At 69.4% G+C, this 19,975-nt stretch carries 22 protein-coding genes; 17 read left to right on the plus strand and 5 right to left on the minus strand.

Going from position 1 to position 19,975, the window contains the following annotated elements; genetic code table 11:
- The first annotated feature begins 68 nt into the window (after positions 1-68).
- The 3 genes from ASF22_RS04290 (at position 69) to ribB (ending at position 3,474) form a co-directional block, all read left to right on the plus strand.
- On the plus strand, positions 69-1,160 hold the full coding sequence (locus ASF22_RS04290) for a catalase family protein (protein WP_056261795.1): 1,092 nt from the start codon (positions 69-71) through the stop codon (positions 1,158-1,160).
- Positions 1,161-1,243: 83 nt separating this feature from the next.
- On the plus strand, positions 1,244-2,347 hold the full coding sequence (gene aroC, locus ASF22_RS04295) for a chorismate synthase (protein ID WP_056261798.1): 1,104 nt from the start codon (positions 1,244-1,246) through the stop codon (positions 2,345-2,347).
- 50 nt (positions 2,348-2,397) lie between these two features.
- Positions 2,398-3,474, plus strand: a complete 1,077-nt coding sequence (ribB, locus tag ASF22_RS04300; RefSeq protein WP_056261802.1) for a 3,4-dihydroxy-2-butanone-4-phosphate synthase — start codon at positions 2,398-2,400, stop codon at positions 3,472-3,474.
- A 91-nt stretch (positions 3,475-3,565) separates the two neighbouring features.
- Here the strand turns inward: ribB and ASF22_RS04305 are convergent, their stop codons facing one another.
- Positions 3,566-4,495: a histone deacetylase family protein gene (locus ASF22_RS04305; RefSeq protein WP_056175080.1), complete on the minus strand. Its 930-nt coding sequence runs from the start codon at positions 4,493-4,495 to the stop codon at positions 3,566-3,568.
- A gap of 208 nt (positions 4,496-4,703) precedes the next feature.
- On the opposite strand from ASF22_RS04305, the gene ASF22_RS04310 reads away from it, so the two are divergent.
- From ASF22_RS04310 to ASF22_RS24715, 7 genes are all read left to right on the plus strand, one after another.
- A complete protein-coding gene (locus ASF22_RS04310; protein ID WP_056261804.1) occupies positions 4,704-5,339 on the plus strand; it encodes a L,D-transpeptidase in 636 nt (211 codons plus the stop codon).
- 209 nt (positions 5,340-5,548) lie between these two features.
- Positions 5,549-5,986 carry a hypothetical protein gene (locus ASF22_RS04315; protein ID WP_056261806.1) on the plus strand — a complete coding sequence of 146 codons (438 nt, stop codon included), beginning with the start codon at positions 5,549-5,551 and terminating at the stop codon, positions 5,984-5,986.
- 196 nt (positions 5,987-6,182) lie between these two features.
- Positions 6,183-8,186, plus strand: coding sequence for an acetyl/propionyl/methylcrotonyl-CoA carboxylase subunit alpha (locus ASF22_RS04320; protein WP_056261809.1), 2,004 nt, complete (start codon positions 6,183-6,185; stop codon positions 8,184-8,186).
- Between the two features lie 13 nt (positions 8,187-8,199).
- A complete protein-coding gene (locus ASF22_RS04325) occupies positions 8,200-8,631 on the plus strand; it encodes a gamma-glutamylcyclotransferase (protein ID WP_056261812.1) in 432 nt (143 codons plus the stop codon).
- Positions 8,632-8,644: 13 nt separating this feature from the next.
- Positions 8,645-8,923 carry an acylphosphatase gene (locus ASF22_RS04330; protein ID WP_056261815.1) on the plus strand — a complete coding sequence of 93 codons (279 nt, stop codon included), beginning with the start codon at positions 8,645-8,647 and terminating at the stop codon, positions 8,921-8,923.
- Between the two features lie 90 nt (positions 8,924-9,013).
- A complete protein-coding gene (locus tag ASF22_RS04335) occupies positions 9,014-9,736 on the plus strand; it encodes a DUF599 domain-containing protein (RefSeq protein ID WP_056174824.1) in 723 nt (240 codons plus the stop codon).
- 188 nt (positions 9,737-9,924) lie between these two features.
- Complete coding sequence (locus ASF22_RS24715) at positions 9,925-10,200, plus strand: DUF3253 domain-containing protein (protein WP_056175082.1); 276 nt, start codon at positions 9,925-9,927, stop codon at positions 10,198-10,200.
- Here ASF22_RS24715 and ASF22_RS04345 read toward each other — a convergent pair.
- Genes ASF22_RS04345 through epmA form a run of 3 tightly spaced genes read right to left on the minus strand, consistent with a single transcriptional unit; the run spans position 10,143 to position 13,138 of the window.
- Entirely contained in the window at positions 10,143-10,994 is an 852-nt protein-coding gene (locus tag ASF22_RS04345) for a YdcF family protein (protein ID WP_056261818.1), read from the minus strand. The two genes, ASF22_RS24715 and ASF22_RS04345, sit on opposite strands and share 58 nt — an antisense overlap.
- A gap of 48 nt (positions 10,995-11,042) precedes the next feature.
- A complete protein-coding gene (locus ASF22_RS04350; RefSeq protein WP_056175085.1) occupies positions 11,043-12,092 on the minus strand; it encodes a lysine-2,3-aminomutase-like protein in 1,050 nt (349 codons plus the stop codon).
- Positions 12,089-13,138 carry an EF-P lysine aminoacylase EpmA gene (gene epmA, locus ASF22_RS04355; protein ID WP_056261896.1) on the minus strand — a complete coding sequence of 350 codons (1,050 nt, stop codon included), beginning with the start codon at positions 13,136-13,138 and terminating at the stop codon, positions 12,089-12,091. The genes ASF22_RS04350 and epmA overlap by 4 nt, the downstream gene beginning before the upstream one ends.
- A gap of 187 nt (positions 13,139-13,325) precedes the next feature.
- Between epmA and efp the strand changes: the two genes are divergently transcribed.
- Entirely contained in the window at positions 13,326-13,892 is a 567-nt protein-coding gene (efp, locus tag ASF22_RS04360; protein ID WP_056174827.1) for an elongation factor P, read from the plus strand.
- Between the two features lie 4 nt (positions 13,893-13,896).
- Here the strand turns inward: efp and ASF22_RS04365 are convergent, their stop codons facing one another.
- Positions 13,897-14,913 carry a heparan-alpha-glucosaminide N-acetyltransferase gene (locus ASF22_RS04365; protein WP_056261820.1) on the minus strand — a complete coding sequence of 339 codons (1,017 nt, stop codon included), beginning with the start codon at positions 14,911-14,913 and terminating at the stop codon, positions 13,897-13,899.
- A 177-nt stretch (positions 14,914-15,090) separates the two neighbouring features.
- Here ASF22_RS04365 and ASF22_RS04370 point away from each other — a divergent pair, with 177 nt between their 5' ends.
- The 6 genes from ASF22_RS04370 (at position 15,091) to ASF22_RS04395 (ending at position 19,951) form a co-directional block, all read left to right on the plus strand.
- Complete coding sequence (locus ASF22_RS04370; RefSeq protein WP_056174832.1) at positions 15,091-15,708, plus strand: cold-shock protein; 618 nt, start codon at positions 15,091-15,093, stop codon at positions 15,706-15,708.
- 85 nt (positions 15,709-15,793) lie between these two features.
- Positions 15,794-16,261 (plus strand): DUF192 domain-containing protein, encoded by a 468-nt coding sequence (locus tag ASF22_RS04375; RefSeq protein ID WP_244472899.1) that lies wholly within the window; start codon positions 15,794-15,796, stop codon positions 16,259-16,261.
- 128 nt (positions 16,262-16,389) lie between these two features.
- On the plus strand, positions 16,390-16,896 hold the full coding sequence (locus tag ASF22_RS04380) for a hypothetical protein (RefSeq protein WP_056261900.1): 507 nt from the start codon (positions 16,390-16,392) through the stop codon (positions 16,894-16,896).
- A 108-nt stretch (positions 16,897-17,004) separates the two neighbouring features.
- Positions 17,005-17,841 carry a dienelactone hydrolase family protein gene (locus tag ASF22_RS04385; RefSeq protein WP_056261903.1) on the plus strand — a complete coding sequence of 279 codons (837 nt, stop codon included), beginning with the start codon at positions 17,005-17,007 and terminating at the stop codon, positions 17,839-17,841.
- 172 nt (positions 17,842-18,013) lie between these two features.
- Positions 18,014-18,481 (plus strand): response regulator, encoded by a 468-nt coding sequence (locus ASF22_RS04390; RefSeq protein WP_056261827.1) that lies wholly within the window; start codon positions 18,014-18,016, stop codon positions 18,479-18,481.
- A 285-nt stretch (positions 18,482-18,766) separates the two neighbouring features.
- The gene (locus ASF22_RS04395; protein ID WP_056261828.1) at positions 18,767-19,951 is read left to right on the plus strand and encodes a hypothetical protein; all 1,185 of its coding nucleotides are present in this window, start codon (positions 18,767-18,769) and stop codon (positions 19,949-19,951) included.
- The last annotated feature ends 24 nt before the right edge of the window (positions 19,952-19,975 follow it).

The following is a 19,975-nucleotide window of genomic DNA, read 5'->3' on the forward strand; positions in this document are numbered from 1 at the left end:
CGATTCGTGACCGGACACGGTGGCGGCGGCGCGCGTTCTCTCCTGGAATTCCTCCAGACGAGAGAACCATGGGCGAGACCTACCTGCGCTATCACCACGGCATCGAGACGCCGAAACCCGACGAGGATGCGGTGATCGACAAGATCATCGCCTCGATGATCCGCGAGAGCGAGACCACGGCGAAGCGCTACGGCCACGCCGTGCGTGCCTCCCACGCCAAGGTCAGCGGCGTGGTCGTGGGCGAGCTGCACATTCCAGACAACCTGCCGCCGGAACTGGCGCAGGGCCTGTTCGCCAGGCCCGGCACCCATCCGGTAGTGGTGCGATTCGCCCAAGGCCCCGGCGAGCTCCTCAAGGATTCCGTGTCCACCCACCGCGGCATGGCCATCAAGGTGTTCGGCGTCGAGGGCGAGAAACTCCCGGGTCACGACGCCCCGACGCAGGACTTCGTCCTCGCCACCGGCCCGGTCTTCCCCAACCCGGACGCGGCGGGCTTCCTCGGCAGCATGAAGCAGCTCGAGCTCGGCACCAAAGCGCCGGAAGATGTGAAGGTCATCGTCTCGAAGATGGCCCAGGCCGCCAACACCCTAGTGAAGACCTTCACCGGCAAGGACACGCCGATCTTCGACTTCTTCGGCCACGCCCCGAAACATCCCCTGGCCGAGCCGTATTACAGTCAGGCGGCCCTGCGGTACGGTGACCACGTCGCCAAGCTCGGCGCCTTCCCGGCGACGGCGGCCCAGGGCGCCCTGGCCGACGCGACCCTCGACCCCGGGGCGGACCCGGACGTGTTCCGCCATGCCGTGACGGCGCAGTTCCGCGAGGCCGAGGCGGTGTTCGAGATCCGGGTCCAGCTCTGCACCGATCTCGACGCCATGCCCATCGAGGACGCCTCGAAGGAATGGTCCGACACGAAAAGCCCCTATCGCACGGTGGCCCGCCTCGTCTTGCCTGTGCAGGTGGCCGACAGCCCGGCGCGCCTCGCCTACGCCGACGACGTGCTGGGATTCCGCCCCGCCCATAGCCTCGCCGCGCACCGGCCGCTCGGCTCCCTCATGCGGGCACGCCTCAAGACCTACGCGGCCCTCTCGCGCTTCCGGCACGAGCGCAACGCCGTGTCCGAGGTGGAACCCCGGGGAATCGCTGACGTCCCGGCCTGAAGACCGCCGGGCCGGCGCCGCATGGGACGGGCGCCGGCCCGGCATTTGTGACTCGCGAAGACCCGCGCTAGAGCGGGGGCACCATGTCCCACAACACCTTCGGCCACCTCTTCCGCGTCACCACCTTCGGCGAGAGCCACGGCGTCGCCCTCGGCTGCATCGTCGACGGCTGCCCGCCCGGGGTGCCCATCGAGGCCGCCGACATCCAGGCGGAGCTGGACCGTCGCAAGCCCGGCCAGTCGCGCTTCACCACTCAGCGGCGCGAGCCCGATCAGGTCCGCATCCTCTCGGGCGTGTTCTCGGACGACCGCACCGGCGGCCGGCAGCTCACCACCGGCACGCCCATCGCCCTGGAGATCGAGAACACCGACCAGCGCTCGAAGGATTACTCGGAGATCCGCGACAGCTACCGGCCGGGCCATGCCGACTACGCCTACGACGCCAAGTACGGCATCCGCGACTATCGCGGCGGCGGACGCTCCTCGGCCCGCGAGACCGCCGCCCGCGTCGCCGCCGGGGCCATCGCGCGCCGGGTCCTGCCGGACGGCGTCGTCATCCGTGCCGCCCTGGTGCAGATGGGCCCGCACGCCGTCGACCGGTCGCTCTGGGACTGGGACGAGGTCGCCCGTAACCCGTTCTTCTGCCCCGATGCCGGGACGGCGGCGTTCTACGAGACCTACCTCGATGAGATCCGAAAGGACGGCTCGTCCATCGGCGCGGTGATCGAGGTGGTGGCCGAGGGCGTGCCGCCCGGCCTCGGCGCGCCGATCTACGGCAAGCTCGACGCGGATCTCGCCGCCGCGATGATGTCCATCAACGCCGTGAAGGGTGTCGAGATCGGTGACGGCTTCGCGGCCGCCGCCCTGCGCGGCGAGGACAACGCCGACGAGATGCGCTCGGGCAATGCCGGCGCCCCCACCTTCCTCGCCAACCATGCCGGCGGCGTGCTGGGCGGCATCTCCACCGGCCAGCCGATCGTCTGCCGATTCGCCGTGAAGCCGACCTCGTCGATCCTGACGCCGCGCATGAGCGTGACCAACGACAACCGGGACGTCGACCTCGTCACCAAGGGCCGCCACGACCCCTGCGTCGGCATCCGCGCCGTACCGGTGGCCGAGGCCATGATGGCCTGCGTCCTTGCCGATCACTATCTGCGCCACCGGGGGCAGGTGGGCGAGCGGGCCTGAGCCCGCCCCACCCCGCCGTACCCGCCATCGTGATTCCGAGAGATTTGCCCGTGCCCCACACCCATGTCACGCAGGCCATCGAGGCCTATGCCCGCGGCGAAATCGTCGTGGTCACCGACGACGACGATCGCGAGAACGAGGGCGATCTCGTCGTCGCCGCCTCCCTCTGCACGCCGGAGAAGATGGCCTTCATCGTCCGCAACACCTGCGGCATCGTCTGCGCGCCCCTTACCCGGGCCGAGGCCAGGCGCCTGCGCCTCGATCCCATGGTGGCGGCCAACGATGCGCCGCTGGGCACCGCCTTCACCGTGACGGTGGACGTGAAGCACGGGCTCACCACCGGCATCTCCGCCGAACAGCGCTGCAACACCGTACGGGCGCTCGCCAACGGCAACATGGGCGAGTCGGACTTCGTACGGCCCGGCCACGTCTTCCCCCTCATCGCCAAAGATGGCGGCGTGCTCATGCGCTCCGGCCACACCGAGGCGGCCGTCGACCTGTGCAAGCTCGCCGGTCTCCCGCCCGTCGGCGTGATCTGCGAGCTCGCCAACGACGACGGCACCGTGATGAAGGGCCCGCAGATCACGGCCTTCGCGGACACGCACGATCTGAAGCGCGTCTCGGTGGCCGACCTCATCGCCTACCGGCAGGCTCGTGAAAAGCTGGTCGAGCGCGTCGGGACCTTCCCGGTGACCACGGAGGCGGGCGTGATGACGGGCTACGCCTACACCACGCCGTTCGAGACCGTGCAGCAATTCGCTTTCGTGCACGGCGACATCGGCGACGGGCGCGACGTGCTGGTGCGCCTGCACCGCTCCAACGTGGTGGCCGACGTGATCGAGGGCGGCCGGCAGATCGAGGCGGTGAAACGCCGCTTCGTCCAGGAAGGCCGGGGCATCCTCGTCTACCTTCGCGATGGCTCGGCGGGTGTTCCGCTCCAGTCCTATGCCGAGGAGGGCGCGGAGGCCCAGCGCGTGCGGGCCTGGCGCGAAGTCGGCCTGGGCGCACAGATCCTGCGCGACCTCGGTGTCGTCTCGATCCGGAACCTCGCGACCTCGTCGCGGGCCTATGTCGGTCTGTCGGGCTTCGGGATCGAGTTCTTGGGGGACGAGCGCCTGGAGGGGTAAGATGCCGCGAGGCCATCCTGAATCACCACAGGGAAGCGCAACACGGAGGAAGGCCGGATCGTAGCCTCGTCCGCCGTGATCCGGCGGACGCTCACCGCCCCATCAGCGCGTCCACGTGCGCGGCCACCGATAAGCCCAGGCCCTTGAGGCTGTAGCCGCCCTCCAGCACCGAGACGACGCGCCCACCCGCGTGCTTCTCGGCGATCTCCATGACCCGGCGCGTGGCCCAGCCGAAATCCGCCTCGTCGAGCTGGATATGGGCCAGGGGATCGAGGCGGTGGGCGTCGAACCCCGCCGAGATCACGATAAGGTCGGGGGCGAACGCCTCCAACCGGCGCAGGATGCCGGCCTCGAACACCTCCCGGAAGCGCTCGCTGCCGTCGCCGGCGCGCAGGGGCACGTTGACGATGGTGTCGTGGTTGCCGCGCTCCGAGGCGGCGCCCGTGCCGGGATAGAGCGGCATCTCGTGCGTCGAGGCGTAGAGGACGCTCGCGTCGTCCCAGAAGATGTCCTGGGAGCCGTTGCCGTGGTGGACGTCCCAGTCGATCAGGGCGACGCGGGAGGCGCCGTGCGCCTGCCGCGCGTGGCGCGCCGCGATGGCGGCGTGGTTGAACACGCAGAAGCCCATGGCCTGCATGCGCTCGGCGTGGTGGCCGGGCGGACGCATGGCCACGAAGGCGTTGCGGCACTCGCCCTTCATCACCGCGTCGACGGCATGGACCGCCCCGCCGACGCCGCGCAGGGCCGCCTCGATGGTGCCGGGCGACAGCAGGGTGTCGCCGTCGATCTGGACGAAGCCTTCGCGCGGGGCGGCTTCGATGAGAGCCTGCACGTAGGGTACGGGATGGACCAGGGTCGGCACCGCCGCGTCGGCGAGGGGGGCGAGCCCACGCACGAGGCCGGCGAATCGCTCGTCCTCCAGCACCCGGTCCACGGCGCGGATCCGCTCGGCACTCTCGGGGTGCCCGGCCGGCATGGCGTGGTCGAGGGCAGCGGGATGGCTCACGTAAAGCGTCGTCACATCATCCCTCCCGAGCGGATGCCCGCCGTTGTCGTTGCGTTGAAGCAACAGGCGATGCAATTGCGCCACGTCTTCGTCGCGTGACCCTACGTTGGGATGCGCGCTCGGGTTAGGTTGCGCAAGACCTCATCAACCAAGTTCCTCATCAACCAAGTTTGTGTCGCGCCGGATTTTCGGCACGACGCGGGCATGCCAACAGGCCCGTTCCATGCGCCCACTTCCCCTCCTGGCCGCCCTCGCGTGCGCGCTCTCCCTGACCGCCTGCAACACGCAGACCGCCAACGTCGCCGCGCCGGGGGTGACCCAGACGGCCGCGGCGACGCCGGCCGCCCTCACGGGCGAGGCGCGCGACAAGGCGTGGATGAAACTCGCGCCCACTGCCGTCATCGACCCGAAGATCGCCCGCGCCACCGTCGATTACCCTAGCCGGGAAGCGCCCGGCACCGTGATCGTGGTCACGAAGGAGCGCCGGCTGTACTTCGTGCTGCCCGACGGCAAGGCTGTGCGCTACCCCGTGGCGGTCGGCCATGCGGGCATGGCCTGGGCCGGTACGGCGGAAGTCGACCGCAAGGGCGAGTGGCCGGACTGGAACCCGCCCCCCGAGATGCTGGCGCGCCGGCCCGATCTGCCCAAGCGCCTCGAAGGCGGACCGACGAGCCCGATCGGGGCGCGTGCCCTCTACCTCGCCGAGGGCAAGAAGGACACGCTGTTCCGCATCCACGGCACCAACGAGCCCGAGAAGATCGGCCAGGCGGTCTCGTCCGGCTGCATCCGCATGCTCAACGACGACGTGGTCGACCTCTACGACCGCGTGCCCATCGGCTCGAAGGTCATCGTGCGCTGATCGCACGGAGAGCGCACCGCCATCCGCCCGACGGGCGTCCGCGTCCCTCGGGTTTAGACATCTTTCGATAAGTCTCATTCGTGATCAGGCTTTAACCTGAACGTCGATTCAGATTTGGCCGTTAACTACTTGAAGCCTCCCGGCCCGCATAGTCCAACCATAGACACGGGCACAGACCGGCAAAGTCGAGACCGGAGAGGAATCAAGTCATGATCAACCATTCGCTGCAGCTCTTCTGCAACCGTACCGTCGCCGCCGGCCGGATCACGGCCGCCGACGTCCAGGCTCTCGCCCGCGACGTGCTGCCGGACGGCTTCCTTACCCGCGACGAGGCCGACATGCTCATCGCCCTCGACCGGGCCGTGCCGCAGATCGATGCCGCCTTCGGCCCCTTCCTCATCGCGTCCATCGTCGATTTCGCAGTCTGGGGCGAGCGGCCCACGGGCACCATCGATGCCGGCACCGCCCGCTGGCTCGCCGCCTCCCTGCGCAACGGCACCGGCCCGACGCTCCTCGCCGGTCAGATCGCCCAGGCCGTGGTCCGCGAGGCCCAGTCGTGCGACGAAGCCCTCATCGCCTTCGCCCTGGAAGCCAACCGGCGCCGCGCCGCCGAGCCGGCCCGGATGGAGTTTCTCGCCGCGGCCTGAGAGGTCCTGCGGCGCGAACCTCCTGCAGCGCGAACGACCGGGGCAAGCTCCGGGCGCGCCGGGCGAGCACCGAACCGAAGAAACCCCGTCGTGCCGGGCCGGTCAGCTTTCCGAAGTCGGAGAACTGCTTTAACGGGAACGAGCTTGGGCGTCCCGCGCGCCCCGACCTTTCCTGACCGACCAGAGTGCCGGACCGATGTTCGAGAAGATCCTGATCGCGAACCGTGGCGAGATCGCCTGTCGCATCATCAAGACCGCCCGCCGCATGGGCATCAAGACCGTGGCGGTCTACTCGGACGCCGATCGTGACGCGGTGCACGTCGCCATGGCGGACGAGGCCGTGCATATCGGACCGGCCCCGGCGGCGCAGTCCTACCTGCTCATCGACAAGATCATCGACGCCTGCAAGCAGACCGGCGCCCAGGCCGTGCATCCGGGCTACGGCTTCCTGTCCGAGCGCGAAGCGTTCCCGCGTGCCCTCGAGGCCGCCGGCATCGTCTTCATCGGCCCGAACCCGCACGCCATCGCGGCCATGGGCGACAAGATCGAATCGAAGAAGGCCGCCTCCGCCGCCAACGTCTCCACGGTGCCGGGCTTCCTCGGCGTCATCGAGAGCCCGGAGCACGCCGTCACCATCGCGGACGAGATCGGCTATCCGGTCATGATCAAGGCGTCGGCCGGCGGCGGCGGCAAGGGCATGCGCATCGCCTATTCCTCCGACGAGGTCGCCGAGGGCTTCGCCCGCGCCAAGTCCGAGGCCGCCTCGTCCTTCGGCGACGACCGGGTGTTCGTCGAGAAGTTCATCACCGATCCGCGCCACATCGAGATCCAGGTGATCGGCGACAAGCACGGCAACGTGATCTACCTCGGCGAGCGCGAATGCTCGATCCAGCGCCGCAACCAGAAGGTCATCGAGGAGGCGCCGTCGCCGCTCCTCGACGAGGAGACACGGCGGAAGATGGGCGAGCAGGCCGTGGCTCTGGCCAAAGCCGTGAACTACGACTCCGCCGGTACCGTCGAGTTCGTCGCCGGCCAGGACAAGTCGTTCTACTTCCTCGAGATGAACACCCGCCTGCAGGTCGAGCACCCCGTCACGGAGATGATCACCGGCCTCGACCTCGTCGAGATGATGATCCGCTCGGCCTACGGCGAGACGTTGCCCCTGGCGCAGACGGACGTGAAGCTCAACGGCTGGGCCGTCGAGAGCCGCGTCTACGCCGAGGATCCCACCCGCAACTTCCTGCCCTCCATCGGCCGCCTCACCACCTACCGGCCGCCGGCCGAGGGTCGGTTCGGCGACGCGATCGTGCGCAACGACACCGGCGTGGAGGAGGGCGGCGAGATCGCGATCCACTACGATCCGATGATCGCCAAGCTCGTGACCTGGGCGCCGACCCGGGCGCAGGCCATCGAATCACAGGGCGAGGCGCTGGACGCCTTCGCCATCGACGGCATCCGCCACAACATCCCGTTCCTGTCGGCCCTGATGGCGCATCCGCGCTGGCGCTCGGGCAACATCTCCACGGGCTTCATCGCCGAGGAGTTTCCCGAGGGCTTCTCCGCCCCCGAGCCCAGGGGCGAGATCGCCCAGGTCATGGCGGCCGCGGCCGCTGCCATCGATCACAAGCTCAACGAGCGCAAGCGCGGCATCTCGGGCCAGATGCGCGATCCGGCCCTGCTCCACTTCGAGCGCGACCGTGTCGTGATCCTGGCGGATGCGTCCTATCCGGTGACCGTCGATGCGGTGGGCGGCACGCTCATCGTCACGGGCGAGGACGGCACCACGTGGACCGTGCAGAGCGAGTGGCGCCCGGGCGAGCCCGTGTGGCAGGGCGAGATCGCCGGCAAGCGCGTGGCGATGCAGGTGCGCGGCCTCCTCAACGGCGTCGCGCTCCAGCATGCGGGTGCGGCGGCGCAGGCCCGGGTCTACACCCGGCGCGAGGCCGAACTCGCCGCCCTGATGCCGGTGAAGGTCGATGCCGGCTCGGGCAAGCAGGTGCTCTGCCCGATGCCCGGTCTCGTCAAGGCGATCCTGGTGCGTGAAGGCCAGGAGGTGAAGAACGGCGAGCCGCTCGCCATCGTCGAGGCGATGAAGATGGAAAACGTGCTCCGGGCGGAGCGCGACGCCACCGTCTCGAAGATCGCGGCGAAGGAGGGCGACAGCCTCGCCGTCGATGCGGTGATCCTCGAATTCGCCTGACGCGGCGCGGCCCGTGCCGCTCTACTTCGCCTACGGGGCCAACATGGACGCGGCCGCCATGGCCGCGCGCTGCCCCGGCTCGCGCCTGATCGGGCAGGGCCGGCTCAACCGCCACCGCTTCATCGTCATGCGCGAGGGCTACGCCTCGGTGGTGCGTGATCCGCGCGCCACCGTGTGGGGCGTGGTCTGGGAACTCGCGCTGGCCGACGTGCCGGCGCTCGATCGCTACGAGGGGGTCGCCGGCGGCCTCTACATCAAGGCCTATCAGCCCATCACACTGAAAGGCGGAGCCAAGCGCGCCCTGATCTATCTCGGCGGCAGCGCCGCCCAGGGAGCACCGCGTCCAGGCTACCTCGAATCGGTCCTGGCGGCTGCGGATGCGGCGCAGCTGCCGACCCCTTACATCGCCGAACTGCGCGGCTGGCTGCGGGGCCGGGCCGCCTGACAGGAGCATTGCCATGAGCCGGATCAGAACCGTCGAGGCGATCATCCACGGCCGCGTGCAGGGCGTCGGCTACCGGTTCTGGACCAAGGGCGAGGCCGAGCGCCTCTGCCTCTCGGGCCACGTCCGCAACCGGCCCGACGGCACCGTGGCGGCGACCTTTTCGGGGGAGGCCCACGCCGTCGCGGCCATGCTCGCCGCTTGCCGGCAGGGGCCTCCAGGGGCACGCGTGACGGAGATCACCGAGGCGGAGGGACCGGTCCCAGCGGCGGGCTTTCAGATCCTGCACGACTGAAACGGCCGCACGGGCCCGACCCTGGACAGGGAGCGGCCATCCGGGCTAGCGCCGGAGCGGTCGCGATCGGCCCGGCATCAGGCGCACCCGATGATCACGGCGGACTTCTCCTACCTCGATTTCGCGGCCCTGTGCTTCTTCGTGGCGGCCTGGGCCGGCTACGGCATGGCGGTCTCGCGGATGCGGGGCCGGCGCACGAGCCTGAGCCAGATCATGAACCGCCAGCGCGAGATCTGGGCGGAGCAGCTCATCCACCGCGACAACCGGGTGGTGGACACCACCATCAACGCCTCCCTCCAGAACGGTACCGCGTTCTTCGCTTCGACCTCCCTCATCGCGCTCGGCGGCGTCCTGACCCTGTCGCGCTCGGGCGACGACGTACTGACCCTGTTCGGGGCGCTGCCCTTCGGCGCCGTCGCCACCCGGACGACCTGGGAGATCAAGGTCGCGGGGCTGGCGGTGGTGTTCATTTACGCCTTCTTCAAATTCTCCTGGGCCTACCGGCTGTTCAATTACGGGGCGATCCTGCTCGGCGCGGTGCCGCCCAAGGGCTCCAGCGCCAGCATGGCCGAGATGGAACTCGCCGCGCGGCGTGCCTCCGCGATGAACATCGCGGCCGGGTCCCATTTCGCGCGCGGGCAGCGGGCGTTCTTCTTCGCGCTCGCCTATCTCGGATGGTTCGTGAGCCCGGTTCTGCTGTTTCTCACCACGACGGCGGTGGTCTGCGTGATGTGGCGACGTCAGTTCAGTTCGAAAATTCGCGCCGCCCTCCTGGCGCAGGACGACGGGACAGGGCAGGGGTTGGACCCATGACCAATCCGAAGAAACCACCCCGCAAGACCGCCATCGCCCGGATCGCCGCCGCAAAAGCCCTCAAGGGCAAGAAGGCCGCTGCCAAGAAGGCGAGCGAGGCACCTGGCACCAAGGCGCCGCCGGCCCCGAAGGCGGCAGCCCCACCACCCCCCGCGCCATCGGTCCGCAAGGGCCCCAGCGAGGAACTCATCGCCGAGACCATCCTGCGCCTCCTGGCCGAGCGCGGTCCCGGCAAGACCGTCTGCCCCTCGGAGGTTGCCCGCGACATCGGCGGCGCCCAGCCCGAAGTGTGGAGCCCGATGATGCAGCCGGTGCGCCGCATCGCCGTGCGGATGACCAAGGCCGGTCAGATCGCGATCATGCGCAAGGGCAAGCCCGTGGAGGATGTCGACGATTTCCGCGGCATCTACCGGCTGGCGCTGCCAGCGGCCGACGTCGATTCGGCCGGAACCGACGAAGCCTGAGGCGCCGGCATCCAGGCGTCGGTGTAGCCGGSGAGCCGATAGACCACGAGGCCGATCCACTCCTTGACCACGACATCGAGGAGGGCGAGCCCGTCGGAGGCGAAGCTGTTGAAGCGCACCGCGTCGCGCGGCCCAGCGGTGCGGTAGTCGACGGGATAGGCGGCCACGGTGAAGCCCGCCGCGCGGAAACACCCGACGGCGCGCGGCATGTGCCAGGCCGAGGTGACGAGGAGCCAGCGCTCGCCGGGCTTCGGCTTGACGAGATCGGCGGTGAAGGCGGCGTTCTCGCGGGTGTTGCGCGAGCGGTTCTCCAGGATGAGACGGGTGCGCGGCAGGCCGAGGCCGTCGGCGGTGCGGCCGACGATTTCGGCTTCCGACACCTCGCCCGGCCGCAGCGCGGCGCTTCCGCCCGTGAAGGCGAGACGCGCGTCGGGATACCGCCGGGACAGATCGATGAGGGCGAGCTGGCGTTCCCCGGCGTCGTTGACGACGAACTGGTCGCGCGCCGCCGACAGGCGCGTCTCGACGCCGCCGCCGAGGACCACGATGCCGGTGACCGGGGTTCCGTCGTCGACGAAAGCCGGGAACCGATCCTCCAAAGGCAAGGCGACCCAGAGGGCGAGGGGCGAGAAACCGGCGACGAGAAGCCCGAGGCCCGCCGCCCCGGCGAGCACACGTCCGAAGCGACGCCAGCGCCCGACGGTCATGAGGAGCATCCCGGCGACCACGGCGAGAATCAGCGCGTTGGACGGCGTGATGACGAAAAAGATCAGCTTCGAGAGCGGAAAGAACATGGCGCGAGGGCGGCCTTCAGGGGAGGGAACGCGAGACCCGGACCGGCCTCATGCCTCAGGGATCGGCGGGTAGGCATGGACACGACCCTGCGGATCCTCGACCCGCCAGCCGGCCGCCGTGGCGCGGAGGTAGTCCGGCCCCACCGGCACCTTGCCGTGGCCGCCGGGGATGTCGAGGACATAAAGCGGCTGGGCGAGGCCCGACAGCCGGCCGCGCAGATGCCCCATGAGGGCGCGCCCCGCATCGAGATCGGTGCGCAGGTGGCCGGTGCCGGGCGCGAGATCGCCGTGGTGGAGGTAATACGGCTTGATCCGATGCTCCACGAAAGTCCGCATCAGCCGGCCCAGGGTGGCGGGGTCGTCGTTGACGCCGGCGAGCAGCACGGTCTGGCTCACCATGGGAATGCCGGCATCGACGAGGCGGGCGATGGCCGCCGCCGCCGCGGGGGTGAATTCGCGCGGGTGGTTGGCGTGGAGCGCCACGAACACCGCGCCGCCGAACTGCTTCAGGGCCGCGACGAGGCCGTCGGTCACGGTCGCGGGCTCGACCACGGGGACGCGGGTGTGGAAGCGCAGCACCCGTACGTGCGGGATTTCCCGCAGCGCCGAGGCGATCCGGGCCAGCCGCCGGGGCGAAAGGGCGAAGGGGTCGCCGCCCGTGACCACCACTTCCCAGATCTCCGCCCGGCCGGCGATATAGGCGAAGACTGCATCGAGTTCGGCGTCGCTCAGGGTGCCGAGCCCGTCGGGGCCGACCCGCTCGCGGCGGAAGCAGAATCGGCAATAGACGGGGCAGACATGGAGCGGCTTCAGCAGCACCCGGTCGGGATAGCGGTGGACGAGGCCGGCGAGCGGGCTGTGGGCGTCGTCGCCGATGGGGTCGGCATCCTCCTCCGGGCGCGTCGCGAGTTCCTCCGCCCGCGGCACGAACTGGCGGGCGATGGGATCGTGGGGGTCGGCCGGATCGATGAGGTCGGCGAGGTCCGGCGTCACCGACACGGCGTAGCGGGCGGCCACGGCCTCCAGGGCGGGGAGGGCCGCGGCGTCCACCAGCCCGGCCCGCGCGAGGTCGGCGGGGCTCTTCAGGGGGCGGTTCACCGGCGCCCCCCGGTGACGGGCGTCCACAGCACATCCTCGATATGAGGCGCGCCGACGGCGAGCATCACCAGCCGGTCGAGGCCGAGCGCGATGCCGCTGGCCTCGGGCATGAGGGCGAGGGCGGCGAGGAACGCCTCGTCGATGGGGTAGCGCTCGCCGTAGACTCGCTCCTTCTCGTCCATCTCCAGGGTGAAGCGGCGGCGCTGCTCGGCCGGATCGGTGAGTTCGCCGAACGCGTTGGCGAGTTCGACGCCGCAGGCGTAGAGTTCGAATCGCTCGGCCACGCGCGGGTCGCGGGAGCTCGGCCGGGCCAGCGCCGCCTCGGACACCGGGTACTCGCACAGGATCGTCGGGCGCCCGATGCCGAGACCGGGCTCGATGCGGGCGACGAGAACGCGGCTGAAGAGGTCCGCCCAGGTGTCGTCCTCCGCCACCCGCAGGCCCGTTGCCAGAACGGCCGCCGCGAAGGCATCCCGATCCGTCGTTCCGTCCGGCGCGACGGTGGCCAGGAGATCGATGCCGACCTCCGAAAAGGCCTCGGCCAGGGTCACGCGCCGGAAGGTCGCGAACGGGTCGGCCTCGCGGCCCCGATAGGCGAGGCGCCGGGTGCCCGCTGCCTCGGCCGCCAGAGCCAGCACCTCGGCGCAATCGCGCATGAGTTCGGTGTAGTCCTCGCCCGCCCGATACCATTCGAGCATCGTGAACTCGGGGTGGTGCAGGGGGCCGCGCTCGCGGTTGCGGAACACCCGCGCGAAACTCACGATCCGACGTTCGCCCGCCGCCAGCAGGGTCTTGCAGGCGAATTCCGGGGAGGTGTGCAGATAGAGCGGATGGGGCACGCCATCGGGACCGAGGATCTCCGTCGCGAAAGCGGAGAGGTGTGCCTCGTTACCGGGCGACACCTGAAGGCTGGCGGCCTCGACCTCGATGAAATCGGCCGCCGCGAAATGGCCCCGCAGGGCGGCGGCGATGCGGTTGCGCGCCATCAGGGCCGGACGCCGGTCGGCGTGGCGGTCCGGATGCCACCAGGGGGAGGGAGCGGTCATCGCCGGGGCCATATCACGGGCGGCCGGGCGTCTCCACGTCTCAAGGCCTTCCTTCCTCCACCTGGTCCTGCGGCTGGCAACGAGGGCACGGATAGGGTAGTGGCGGAACGACGATGTCGCTCCCGCGGACCCGAACCGCGCCGGGGCGACCGACCCGTTTCTCGAGACACGAACAGGACCTGACCCCGTGAAGGTGATCGCTTCCACGCTCCGCAAGGGCAACGTCGTCGACAAGGATGGCAAGCTCTACGTCATCCTGACGATCGAGAACATCCACCCGGGCAAGGGCACCCCGGTGACGCAGCTCGACATGCGCCGCATCACCGATGGGGTGAAGGTGTCCGAGCGCTACCGCACCACCGAGTCGGTGGAGCGCGCCTTCGTCGAGGACCGGGAGCACACCTTCCTGTACGAGGACGGCGAGGGCTTCCACTTCATGAACCCCGAGACCTACGATCAGGTGGCGATCCAGAAGGACGTGATCGGCGATGCCGCACCCTACCTTCAGGAGGGCATGAAGGTGATGGTCTCGATCCACAACGACGTGGCGCTCACCGTCGAGCTGCCCCAGCGCGTCACCCTCGAGATTACCGAGACCGAGCCCGCCATGAAGGGCCAGACGGCGTCGTCGTCCTACAAGCCGGCCATCCTGTCGAACGGCGTGCGCACCGCCGTGCCGCCGCACATCGCCGTCGGCACCCGCGTCGTCATCATGACGGAAGACGGGTCCTACGTGGAGCGCGCCAAGGATTGAGGCGTCATGGCGCCGGGGCCGTGCCCTCGGCGGCTTCGTAGCAGCCCTGCGACAGGGCCTGCGCCCTCGCACGCTCGGCGACCGTGAAGGTCCGCTGCGCCTGCGCCCATAATCCGTCGCGGCGGAACGCGCCGACGAGGCAGCGCGCCGCGACCCGACAGGCCGCGGCCTCGCCCCCGGTCGCGACGCAGTTGCGGGCATAGACCGTCCGAAACTCCGCCTCACCGGCGCGCGGATGCGGCCCGGTGAGGGCGGCGATGCCGGAGAACAGGGCCAGCAGCACGGGCTGGTGGACGAGGTAGACGGCGAGGCTGTGTCGCCCCGCCCAGGCGGTCGCCCGCCCGGGCCCCCGCACGGCCCGCCAGCGGCCGAGGCGGGTCTTCGCCAGGCGCGGTCCGCCGAGGCGCTCGGCGACGATCCCCACGAGGACCAATCCGAACCACGGGAACAGCGGCACGTAGTCGTTGGTCTGCGGCAACGTCTTGCCGAGGCCGAGGAAGAACAGGACCGGGCTGTCGAGGGCGCTCCCGTCCGCCAAGCCCCACCCCGCAACACCGGGAGCCGCGATCACCAGGGCGGCGCAGACAGCCGTGACCACGGCCGGGGCGAACAGGAACGGCAGGGCGAGCACGCTGGCGACCGCGATGCAGTGCAGGATGCCGAAGAACACGTAGCTCCCGGGAAACAGCAGATAGGTGGCGACCGTGACGGCCAGCGCCGCCCCGCCGATGCGGGCGAATCGTGTCAGCACCGCCCGTCGCCGGATGCCGGTGCCATGGGCGAGCACGAGGCCCGCCCCGACGAGGATCAGGAAGCTGCCGGCGATGAGGTGGGCGGCGATCCGGCCGGGCGGCGTGAGCGCGTAATTCTCCGGGGTCAGCCGGAGGTACCCGAGATCCCAAGTGGCGTGGTAGGCCGCCATCGCCGCGAGCGCCAAGCCCCGGGCGACGTCGAGGGCGTCGATCCGCATCCGCGGGGGCGGAACGGGAGCCGCGTCGGAATCGGAAGGGGAGGGAGCCATGCCGCTCGCCGTACCATCGAACCGGCGCCCCCGCGATCCCCTGTGGCACCGGCACCCGCGTCCCGAACAATGCAACATGGATCAACCCGGCGGGTGATCAATTAGGCTTCCGGAAGGTGACGACTTCGTTAATCTCCCTTCCGGATCGCGTGGCGTGATTCGGGTGTGGGTTGCTGAATGTCGGACGATTTCGGGGCGGGCTCCTACGGGGGGCATTCGGCTGACACGCACGCGGATGCCCGCTCCGGCGAAGGCCTGGGTGGCGAGGTCCAGCGCCCCCTCGACCTCATCGAGGTCGCCGGCCGCATCAAGTGGTTCGACGTCGCCAAGGGCTTCGGCTTCATTGTTCCCGACGACGGGACGGCCGACGTGCTGCTGCACATCACCTGCCTGCGCCGCGACGGCCATCAATCCGCCAGCGAGGGCGCGCGCGTCGTCGTCGAGGCCACGGAGCGGCCGCGCGGCTGGCAGGCGTTCCGGGTGATCTCCCTCGATCAATCCACCGCCCTGCACCCGTCCGAACTGCCGATGCCGCGTACCCATGTGAGCGTCACGCCGACGAGCGGACTCGAGACGGCCGTGGTGAAGTGGTTCAACCGCCTGCGCGGCTTCGGCTTCCTCAGCCGAGGGGACGGCACGCCCGACATCTTCGTGCACATGGAGACGCTTCGTCGCTACGGCATCGCCGAACTCAAGCCCGGCGAGACCGTTCTCGTCCGCTACGGCGACGGCTCTAAGGGCAAGATGGCGGCGGAAGTCCGCTTTCCCGACGGTGTGCTGCCCGCCTCGCACTGACACCGCCCGCCACCGACGAACCTTCGATCGACGATCGTCCCACCGAAGATTTTGCCACCGACGAATGAGTACCGCGTTGTCGAATATGCCCGCCTTCCTGCGTGCGCTCTGCGCCGTTCTGTTCCTCGGCTCGGGCCTTCAGGCCGTACCCGCGCAGGACGCGGCCTCCGGTCCGACCGAACCCCTCACCATCGCATCCCGGAACGGGCGCCACGCCTTCGCCGTGGAGGTGATGCGCACGGATGCCGACCGTTCGCGCGGACTGATGTATCGCCGCACCATGGCGCCGGACCACGGCATGCTGTTCGATTTCCAGGCCGTCGCCCCCGTGGCCATGTGGATGAAGAACACCTACCTGCCCCTCGATATGGTTTTCATCCGCCAGGATGGATCCGTTGCCCGCGTCGCGCAGAACACCGAACCGCTCTCGACCAAGGTCATTCCCTCCGGCGAGCCGGTCCTGTCCGTGCTCGAGCTCAATGCCGGCACCACCGCGCGGCTCGGCATCCACGCCGGTGACCGTGTCGAGCATCCCCTGTTCCGTAAACCCTGACGCCTCAATCGAACACAACAAGAACATCGCTTGACGCTTGATTCGATTCGAGCCAATGTTCCCTCATTGTTCTAAACGACGCGCCCATCACCGACCGGGTGATTCGCGTGGCGCCGATGGGGGACATCATGATCAGCCGGCATCTGGACGAGACCCGCGTCACCGCCGAAGCCCCGTTCGAGAACGCCGAATGGAGCGTTTCGCCGGAAGGACTGGAGCATCGCCCCAGCGGTTATTTCATCGCCCGCGATCTGCTCGGCATGCGTCGGGGCGACCTGTGGGAATGGCCGCTTCACCTTTCGGAAAAGAGCTGGTGCCGAGCCCTTCCGTTCCGTGAAGCGTTCCTCGCGGCGCTCAGCGCCTTCGAGATCCCCCGGGACGCGGGTCTCAGTGCCTCCTTTGCGACCGGCTTCGGTCTGAAGGCCGGCCAGGGTCCCGCGAAAACAGCCGACGATTTCGTGGCCCTCGGCGATGTGCTCCGCCCCAAGGGCCGCAAGCAGGTGGATACGCGCAACAAGCAGGCGGATGCGCGCAAGCGGAGCGTTTCGCCCGAGATCCGCGGCGGGCACCGACGGAACGGTACGCCGGTGCCGTATCGCGCGGTCGAAGCCTCCCCCCAACGCGCCGCTTACTGAAGCACGTTGCTCTCCGGTCACTTGGCCCTAGATGCGGGTCGAGGACTGGAGAACAGCATGAAACAGGATCGCGCAGGCGGAACCGGCATTGCGGGCGGCCTCGAAGGCATGCTGACGCCGCCTTTCTCCCGGCGTGGCTTCGTGATGACGAGCCTGATCTCCGGGCTCACCCTCGCGACCACCGCCGTCGAGGCGCAGGTGATCCATACGGACGCAAGCGGTCTCGTGGCGGGCGAGGTCCAGATCCCCGCAGGCGACGGCCCGATGCCGGGCTATCGCGCCATGCCGGAAGGACAGGGACCGTTTCCGGTCATCCTCGTCATCGAGGAGATCTTCGGCGTCCACGATTACATCAAGGATATCTGCCGGCGCCTGGCAAAGGCCGGCTACTGTGCGGTGGCGCCCGAATTGTACGCGCGTCAGGGCGATCTCTCGACCATGACGGACGTCAAGGTGATCGTTCGGGACGTGATCTCGAAGACGCCCGACGCACAATGGATCGCCGATCTCGATGCCTCCACCGCCTGGGCCGTCGCGGCGTCGAACGGCGACGCGTCACGACTCGCGACGATGGGCTGGTGTCGGGGTGGGCGCGGTGTCTGGCTCTACGCCGCCCATCGCCGCGACCTGAAGGCCGGTGTGGCCTGGTACGGCGCGCTCGGCGGTGAGCGTACGGCCCTGCAACCCCGCACGGCGGACGATGTCGCGGGAGAGATCAACGCGCCGATCCTCGCCCTCTACGGCGGCGCGGATACGGGGATTCCCGTCGCCTCCGCCGAGGCAGCGCGCGATAAGGCCCGGGCGGCGGGCAAATCCGTCGATCTCGTGGTCTACCCGGACGCCCCGCACGGCTTTCACGCCGATTACCGGCCAAGCTATCGCCGCGAGCCTGCGGAGGATGGATGGACGCGCGCTCTGGCGTTTTTCAAGGCGAGAGGCGTGTGACGACTGCAGAGGCTGTGCGACGTGATTGACGGGAAGTGCGGCACAGTTGCTGCATCGACCAAAAAAGCGCCCTGTTCGACGCCCGCAGGAACGACACATTCACCGGGTAGTTCACAGTTCTGGCAATACGAGGATCGGCCCGCCATCCTGGCTTGAAGAGCGTTCCGGACCCATGAGTGCTGCACCTCCGTCGGACGTACGCCCCGTCATCCTCGTCGTCGAGGACGAACCCGACGAGCGCTACCTCGCGGCCGAGATGCTGGAAGAGACCGGTTTCCGGGTGATCGAAGCCGAGACCGCCGAGCGCGCCCTGGCGATTCTCCAGGATCGCGGCAACGAAGTCAGCGTGGTGTTCTCGGATGTGCGGACTCCGGGTCCCATCGGGGGGTTCGAGTTGGCTCGTATCATCGGGGTCACCTGGCCCCGGGTGCGCGTGCTTCTCACGTCGGGCGACGCCGGCGACCAGCCGAGCGATCTGCGGATGTCCGCGACCTTCATTCCGAAACCATGGCGCGCCGAAGACATTCTGGCTTGGGTGCAGGAAGCGGCCGGTCGGTCCGCAGAGACGCAGACCGGCCCCGACGTCATCGGACTCGGCTGGCCCGAAACCAGGATCATCGTCGGTAAAGTGGAAACTTGAGGACACACGGATCGTCCGGGTCGGTGGCGTGAGGACAGATCCCCACTCGTGCATCGGATTCGAGGCGAGGCATCGCGGTTCACCGCCGGACGTGACGATCTTCGGGTCTAGACTTGCCTGTCGAGATTTGCCCGGTTCGGCTCGACGAGTTCGGATACCCCACCGAGTGCGGCGGGAATGCCGCACTCGGTGGGAGGTTTTGCCCCAGCGTCGCACGCATCCCGCGATCTGCTATGTCTCGACCAGCGGTCCGCTGCCGTTCCGAATTCGCCCGTCGAGCACGCCATGCGCCTGAATGTCCGCCCCGGCCTCATCGCCGCCTGCCTGTTCAGCCTTGCTGCCCTATCCAATCCCGCGTCGGCCGCTGCTCCGCCGGTGCAGCCGATGGAGGGGCCGGGCAGCGTCGGTGATCGCACGGCCACCATCGTCAAGCGGGCCCTCGGCCGGGCCAGCGCCGCGACGTTCGTCTTCCACAAGGCCGGGGCCGCGCCTGCCGAAGGGCGGCCCGTGGCCATCTTCCTCCACGCCTGGGGCGCACCGAACCCGCAGGCCTACGGCTCTTGGATCGATCACCTCGCTCGCGCCGGCTACCTCGTGGTGTTCCCACGCTTCCAGGAGATCAATCGGACGCGACCGGCCGACGCTTCCGCCAATGCGGCCCGCCTGATCAAGTCTGCGCTGTCGGACCTCGCCGGCGATGCCGACGCCAAGCCGGACGAGAAGCGCATCGCCCTCATCGGCCATCTCGCCGGGGCACCCATCGCCGCCAACATCGCAGCCGACGCGGCCGGTCAGGGCCTCCCCACCCCGCGTCTCGTCTTCGCGATCATGCCGGGTGGCATCGCCAGCGACGCCAAGGCACGCGGCATCGTCCTGCATGATCTCTCGAAGATCGCGCCCGAAACCCTCGTGGTCACCGTGATCGGCGATCGCGATGCCCGCGCGGCGGATCTCGCGGCGCGTCGCCTCCTGCGGGAGGCGAGCGCCGTGACACCCGAGCGCAAGCTGTTCCTGCGCGCCCTGTCGGACGATCACGGATTCCCCGCCCTCACCGCGACCCTGGCCTCCCCGGCGGGTGCGGACGCCGCCTATGACGGCGGCGCCCTGAAGCTGCCCCCCGATCCGCCGCGCGACCCGAAGCAGCCGGGCCCTCCGTTCAAGTGGACGCCGGACATGGCCCTCACGGGCGAGCAGACCACCCTGGTCGCGCAGATCAACAACGCCCGGACGGACAGCCTGGACTATCTCGCGTACTGGAAGACCTTCGATCTTGCGGCCGCGGCGGCCTTCAACGGTGCCGATGCACAAACCTTGAAGAGCAACCCGCGGTTCAGCGACATGGAGCGTTGGGCCGACGGCTGGCCGGTCAAGCGTCTCGTCATGGAAACGCCGCGGCTGACACCACATCCGGCCCCCGTCGCCGCTCCGGCGGCAGCGGCGCGCGCCAAGCCGACCCCCCGCCGGCCCTGATTCCCGCACGATCTCGCACCGGTG

Source organism: Methylobacterium sp. Leaf87, assembly GCF_001422775.1.
In the GTDB taxonomy this organism is placed as follows: domain Bacteria; phylum Pseudomonadota; class Alphaproteobacteria; order Rhizobiales; family Beijerinckiaceae; genus Methylobacterium.